1 protein-coding gene is annotated in these 555 nt (G+C 37.1%); it reads left to right on the top strand.

The features are described from left to right. Positions 1 to 47: 47 nt before the first annotated feature. On the top strand, positions 48 to 555 hold a 508-nt coding region (locus PVK70_RS18900), incomplete at its 3' end, for a GNAT family N-acetyltransferase (RefSeq protein ID WP_274441721.1).

Raw genomic sequence — 555 nt, forward strand, 5'->3', positions numbered from 1 at the left:
TTCGCACGTGTTATTGCGGCGTTATACCGTTAAAAGGAGAAATTGACATGGAATTAGTTGTACCATCACTGGAATTGAAGTCAGCATTCTTTGATTTCTTCGAGGATTATGCAGCCAACGACATTGGTAATATTGAATCGTACTTATTGGAAAAAGAGGATTTTTCTTCGTATATTCAAAGTTTAACTGATGAAAGTAACGGAATTAACTTACGTGAAGGTTATGTCCCATGCAGCCACTTTTGGCTAATTAATGTTAATCAGTCTATTTTGGGCGTGGTTCGTATTCGTCACAATATAAATAATGAGTTTCTAGCACTGGAAGCGGGTCATATTGGTTATGATATTGCACCATCATTTCGCCGAAATGGTTATGGAACATCGATTCTCAAATTGGCTTTAACTAAAGCCAAAGAACTTGGGCTCAATCGAGTACTATTAATTGCTGACGAAGACAATGTAGCTTCACGAAAAATAATAGAAAGTAACGGTGGTAAATTTGAAAATATCATAATGGGTAAGGTCTTTCCGGATCCATCAGCAAGGTACTGGGTAT

The organism is Aliivibrio sp. A6, assembly GCF_028765505.1.
Taxonomy (GTDB): Bacteria; Pseudomonadota; Gammaproteobacteria; order Enterobacterales; family Vibrionaceae; genus Aliivibrio; species Aliivibrio finisterrensis_A.